Raw genomic sequence first — 5,017 nt, forward strand, 5'->3', positions numbered from 1 at the left:
GAACCGGAATTTGGGCTTCAGTACGGCGGCGCGGCGCACCGGGTGGGCCAGCACCCAGCCGACATTCGGGCCGGGCACGACGACGGGCCCGCGCCAGAGCGCGTCGCGCGCGGCGAAGAGGGCGAGGCCGACGGCGACGCCGACGAACACGGCAGGCAGGGTGTGCCGCACGTCGTCGCCGACGCCGCTGTAGTCGGCGCTGACCTGGAGCTCCCGCAGAAAGCGGATGACGTAGCCGCTGCCGTAGCCGAGGACGGCGAGGATCACGCAGTAGATGAGGACGGCCGTGTCGCGGCGGCGCTGGCGCTGGTGCGCGCGGCGCTTGTCCCGCAGCCAGCGGAGCGTCTCGTCGGTGCGGTCGTCGTGCTCCTCGCTCCAGACCTCGTCCTCGTCCTCGGCCGCCTCGCTCAGGTCTCCCTCCCGCACGCTCACGACCGCACACCGATCTTCTTGAGGACCGCGGCCGGAGTGCCCTTGGCGATGACCGCGCCGTCCTCCAGCGCGATCATGCGGTCCGCGACCGCCTCGGCCAGGTCCGCCTGGTGGGTGGCGAGGAGCACGGCCACGCCGTCCTCCTTCTCCCCGATCAGCAGCTCGGCGAGGCGCTGCCGGGCGTCGGGGTCGAGCCGCTGCTCCGGCTCGTCGAGTACGAGCAGGTCACGGGGGCGTACCAGGGCCGCCGCCAGCAGCAGCGACTGCATCTGGCCGGAGGAGAGCGAACCGGGCAGCGCCTTGGCGTGGTCGGCCAGGCGCCGGTCGGCGAGCACCTCGTCGATCCAGCCGTCGGCGTCCTCGACGGCGTGCGCGACGGTGACCAGTTCCAGGTGCTCGCGGACGGTGAGGTCCGGGTAGCAGGCGACGGTGTCGCCGACCACGGCGACCCTGGCCCGTACGACGGGATCGTCCTCGGAGACCGTACGGCCCGCGAACAGCGCGCTGCCGCTCGTCGGCGTGTCCCGGCCGCCGGCGATCCGCAGCAGGGTCGACTTGCCGGAGCCGTTGTGCCCGAACAGGGCCGTGCAGGTGCCCGCGGCCAGGCTGAGATCGATCGGATGCAGCGCCTTACGGTCGCCGTACGACCTGCTCACCTTGCGCAACTGCAACAGCGCCGTGTCGGTCTTCGCGGCCATCGGCCCTCCGTAAGCGCGGGGAATTCTCACCAGACCATAAGTGATGCCGCCGCCCGCCCCTGGAGGCGGGCTCGCCCAGCGGCCTGGTGGTTCAACGGCCGGAGGGCCGGAGTTCGCCGCGCAGGCGCCTGGCCCGTAGGACCAGTTCCAGTTCGAAGCGGCGGTCGGGGTCGTCGACCTCGTCGCCCCATAACTCCCGGATCTGGCGCAGCCGGTAGCGGACGGTCTGCGGGTGGACGCCGAGGCGGGCCGCGACCTCGGGGGCGCCGCCGCGCGTCTCCAGCCAGGCGAGCAGGGTCTCGGCGAGGCGGCGGCCCTGGGTGGGGCCGCAGTGCAGCAGCGGGGCGAGGCGGCGGCGGGCGAGGTCCTCGATCAGTTCGGCGGGCGGCAGGAGGACCAGCGCCTCGGTGTGCTCGGTGCAGTGCAGCACCGCCCCGGACGGCAGCTGGCCCAGCTCCATCAGCCGTACGGCCGCCCCGGCCCAGCGCAGCGACTTCGCGGCCTCGGCCAGCGGTACGGGCGGGCCCATCGCGCCGGACCAGCCGGCGGTGGCCCGGCGCAGCAGCTCGGGGCGGCCGGCCGCGTCCGGGTCGGGGACGACCATGCGCGGCTGCTCGCACTCCATGTCGAGCAGGACGCCATGGCCGACGGCGGGCGCGACGGCCTCGCGCGCCGGGCGCAGCAGGACGCCCACGGCCACGTACGACGGCAGCGGCCAGCCGAGCCGGGCCGCGTGCTCCGCCAGCGCGTCCGCCGGGTCCTTGCGGTGGTGCTCGGTGAGCAGCAGGTCCAGCAGGCGGCGCTGAAGGCGCAGCCTCTCGCCGGTCTGCCGGGCGACAGCCTCCGCGTAGCCGCGCATGGTCTCGGCGACGAGGCCGTCGAGGTAGTCGAAGCCGGACTCGGCGAGTTCGTACATGGCGGGGGCGGGGATGCCGGTCTGGCCGCCGATCTCGGCGAGGCGGCGCCAGGCGAGTTTCACGCCGAGCCGGTAGATGGCCTGGAGGGAGTCGAGGCTGCGGCCGTGCAGCATCTGGCCGCGGCCGAACTCCTGGAAGACGGGCGGGTGCGCGGGCGCCCGCTCCGGCTCGGCGGTCAGCTGCCGGACGAAGTGTTCGAGGGCGCGGCGGATGCCGACGAGCGCCATGGGTTCGCCGGAGTCGTCCGGCACGAGGGCGAGGTTCGGGAATTCGCGCCGGATCTGGCCGAGGATGTCGGCCGCGAGTTCGGGCACTTCGGCGAGGGCGAGCGCGGAGAACCGCCGGATCTGCGGATGGGGCACGTCCTGCCAGGCGGAGTGCGGCGCGGGCACGGTCATCGGCCTCCCGGTGACGAAGGCGAGGTCGGCGACGGCCTTGACGGCGTCTGCGACGGTCTCGCAGACGCAGAGGCAGACGGTGACGGTGACGGTGACGGTGCCGACGACGTGCCCTCCGCCGTCACCGACGGAAACGTCACCAGCGGATCGTTCGGCTGGTCCGGTGTGATGCCGAGCACCGCGACGATGCCGAGCGCCGCGCCCACGGCGAGAGCGGCGGCACAGGCGGCGGTCACGGCGGCGGCGAGCAGTCTGGACATGGCGCGTGGAGCCCCTTTCCCATGGCTGCGCCCCGGCCCGGCTCCGGTAACTGCCAACGTACGCAGGATCGTTGGAGCATTGACACCCCGTCAAGAGCCGCCTACGGTTCCCGGCCCGTACGAGATGTGCGCGCCCGGACCGCCCCGCCCTCCCCCGAGGAGTGCCCCTATGCGTCGCTCGACCCCGCCGGTCCCGCTGATCCTGCTCGGCGCCGGCGTCTTCCTGTTGGTGCTCGCCCCGATGCTCACCTGGTACGTCGAGCCCCACGCGAAACGCACGACCGTCAACGTGAACGCCACGACGGTTTTCACCGGCAAAGGCCGCTACTACGACGCCGAGGCGACCGCCGTCCGGAACGATCAGGTGATCACCATCACCCGGCGGGTGCTCGGCGACGTGGCGGCCTCCGACCGCAGCGGCCGGGCGGTGTGGGACGTGTCCACGACGATCGACACGCCGCGGACGCTGAAGCTGAAGGACCCCCGCAAGTCCTTCCAGTGGTCCACGGAGCGCTGGGTCACCGACCGCCGGACCAACGCGCCCGTGCACTGCTGCGGCGAGTCCCCCTCCCCGTTCCAGGGGGACGCCTACCTGAAGTTCCCCTTCGACCTTCAGAAGCGGGATTACCGCTGGTGGGACAATACGCTGGGGGCGACCGTGCCGCTCCGCTTCGCCGGTGTGCAGCGGGTGCGGGGCTATCAGGGGTACCGCTTCACGGGGACCGTGCAGCCGACCCGTACCGGCAGCAGGCAGGTGCCGGGCGCGGTGGTGGGCCAGCCCCGGCGCAGTCAGGTGCAGGCCGAGGAGTGGTACGCCAATGACGGTATCGACCTGGTCGTCGACCGCCGTACGGGCCGCGTGCTGAACGCCTCGCTGTCGCCGCATGTGACGCTGCGCGCGCCCGGCGGGCGGCGGGACGCGGTGACGCTGCTGGAGGGCGAGGACGTCGCGTTCACCCCGCGCACCCAGCGCGAACAGGTCGACATCGCCGAGCGCGAGAACCGCAAGCTGCGGCTGATCGGCGAGACGGCGCCGCTCGCCTCGGCGATCGTCGGGGCGTTCGCGACGGCGGGAGGCATGCTGCTGCTGGTGCGCCGTGCCACTCGTGTCGACTGAGGGTGCATGAAGTGACGAATCGTCAGCTCCAGGAAGGGCGGAAATTGTCACCTCGGTGAGTAGCCGCGCCGAACGCGGCGGCGAACACTGGCGAACTCACCCCGCGCACCGCCCGGCACCGTTCCCCCACAAGGCTCCGCACCCCAAGACGAGTTGGAGCGGCGATGCCCCAGCACGTACGGCCGTCCCTGTCCCCCCTCGCGGTCCCCCCTGCTGCGCTCCCCACTCCGACGCCACGACGCGAACCGCTATCGGCAGTTGCCTCGGCGCCGAGACCCGACCCGTCCTCCGCCCCACGCCGCATCGTCTTCCTCGCCCGCCGCGACCTCGGCAACCCCGCCGCCGGCGGCTCCGAGATCCTCGTCGACCACCTCGCCGAGGGCCTGACCGCCCAAGGTCACCAGGTCACCCTCGTCTGCGGCGGCCCCACCGCCCCCCGCGGCTACCGCGTCGTCTCCGCCGGCGGCGACGCCGCCCACTTCCTGCGCGCCCGCGGCCGGGTAGGCCCCTGCGACCTCCTGGTCGAGGTCTGCAACGGCATGCCCTACCTCGCACCCCTGTGGCACCACGGCCCCACCCTCTGCCTGGTCAACCACGTCCACACCGACCTGTGGCGGCTGCGCTACCCGCCGCCCGCCGCGCGGCTCGGCGCCCGCCTCGAACGCTGGGCGCTGACCGGCGCCCACCACCGCAACCTCATCGTCGCCGTGTCCGGCTCCACCGCCGCCGCGCTGCTGCGCCTCGGCGTGGCCCGCGACCGTATCCGCGTCGTGCACAACGGCGTCGAACAGCCCCCGCCGCCGCTCCCCGAGTCCCCCGAGCCGCTGTTCGTCGCGATGGGCAGGCTGGTCGAGTACAAGCGCGTCGATCTGCTGCTGCGGCTCTGGGAGCGGGTGCGGCCCGTCACCGGCGGCCGGCTCGTCATCGTCGGCGACGGCCCCGAACGGGCCCGGCTCCAGGCGCTCGCGGGCCCCGGCGTGACCTTCGCCGGGCGGATCGACGAGGCCGCGAAGCACCGGCTGCTGTGCGCGGCCTGGCTGCTCCTGCACCCCTCCCTGGTCGAGGGCTGGGGCCTGGTCGTCACCGAGGCGGCCGTACGCGGTACGCCCACGGTCGGCTTCGACGTCCCCGGCCTGCGCGACTCCGTCGACCATGGCCGTACGGGCCTCCTCGCGACCGGCGACTCCGCGTTCGC

Annotated in this window: 4 protein-coding genes and 1 pseudogene; 2 read left to right on the forward strand and 3 right to left on the reverse strand. The window is 73.5% G+C overall.

All coding sequences use genetic code 11. From position 1 onward, the window contains the following. From ACFU99_RS32415 to ACFU99_RS32425, 3 genes and pseudogenes are all read right to left on the reverse strand, one after another. Positions 1-432 (reverse strand): annotated as a pseudogene (locus tag ACFU99_RS32415) (hypothetical protein); the annotation flags it as partial. After that, positions 429-1,130 carry an ABC transporter ATP-binding protein gene (locus tag ACFU99_RS32420; RefSeq protein WP_384398835.1) on the reverse strand — a complete coding sequence of 234 codons (702 nt, stop codon included), beginning with the start codon at positions 1,128-1,130 and terminating at the stop codon, positions 429-431. The pseudogene ACFU99_RS32415 and the gene ACFU99_RS32420, both read right to left, overlap by 4 nt. Before the next feature lie 91 nt (positions 1,131-1,221). Beyond that, complete coding sequence (locus tag ACFU99_RS32425) at positions 1,222-2,445, reverse strand: helix-turn-helix domain-containing protein (RefSeq protein ID WP_384398837.1); 1,224 nt, start codon at positions 2,443-2,445, stop codon at positions 1,222-1,224. A 429-nt stretch (positions 2,446-2,874) separates the two neighbouring features. Between ACFU99_RS32425 and ACFU99_RS32430 the strand changes: the two genes are divergently transcribed. After that, the gene (locus tag ACFU99_RS32430) at positions 2,875-3,822 is read left to right on the forward strand and encodes a DUF3068 domain-containing protein (protein ID WP_384398838.1); all 948 of its coding nucleotides are present in this window, start codon (positions 2,875-2,877) and stop codon (positions 3,820-3,822) included. A 164-nt stretch (positions 3,823-3,986) separates the two neighbouring features. Continuing rightward, the coding region (locus ACFU99_RS32435; RefSeq protein ID WP_384398840.1) for a glycosyltransferase family 4 protein at positions 3,987-5,017 on the forward strand (1,031 nt) is incomplete at its 3' end.

The organism is Streptomyces sp. NPDC057654 (genome assembly GCF_042800135.1).
Taxonomy (GTDB): Bacteria; Actinomycetota; Actinomycetes; order Streptomycetales; family Streptomycetaceae; genus Streptomyces.

What these genes read in the sequence shown, in the direction of transcription:
- ACFU99_RS32425 (WP_384398837.1), bottom strand. Translation starts at nt 2,445, where the DNA reads ATGACCGTGCCCGCGCCGCACTCCGCCTGGCAGGACGTGCCCCATCCG.
- ACFU99_RS32430 (WP_384398838.1), top strand. Translation starts at nt 2,875, where the DNA reads ATGCGTCGCTCGACCCCGCCGGTCCCGCTGATCCTGCTCGGCGCCGGC.
- ACFU99_RS32420 (WP_384398835.1), bottom strand. Translation starts at nt 1,130, where the DNA reads ATGGCCGCGAAGACCGACACGGCGCTGTTGCAGTTGCGCAAGGTGAGC.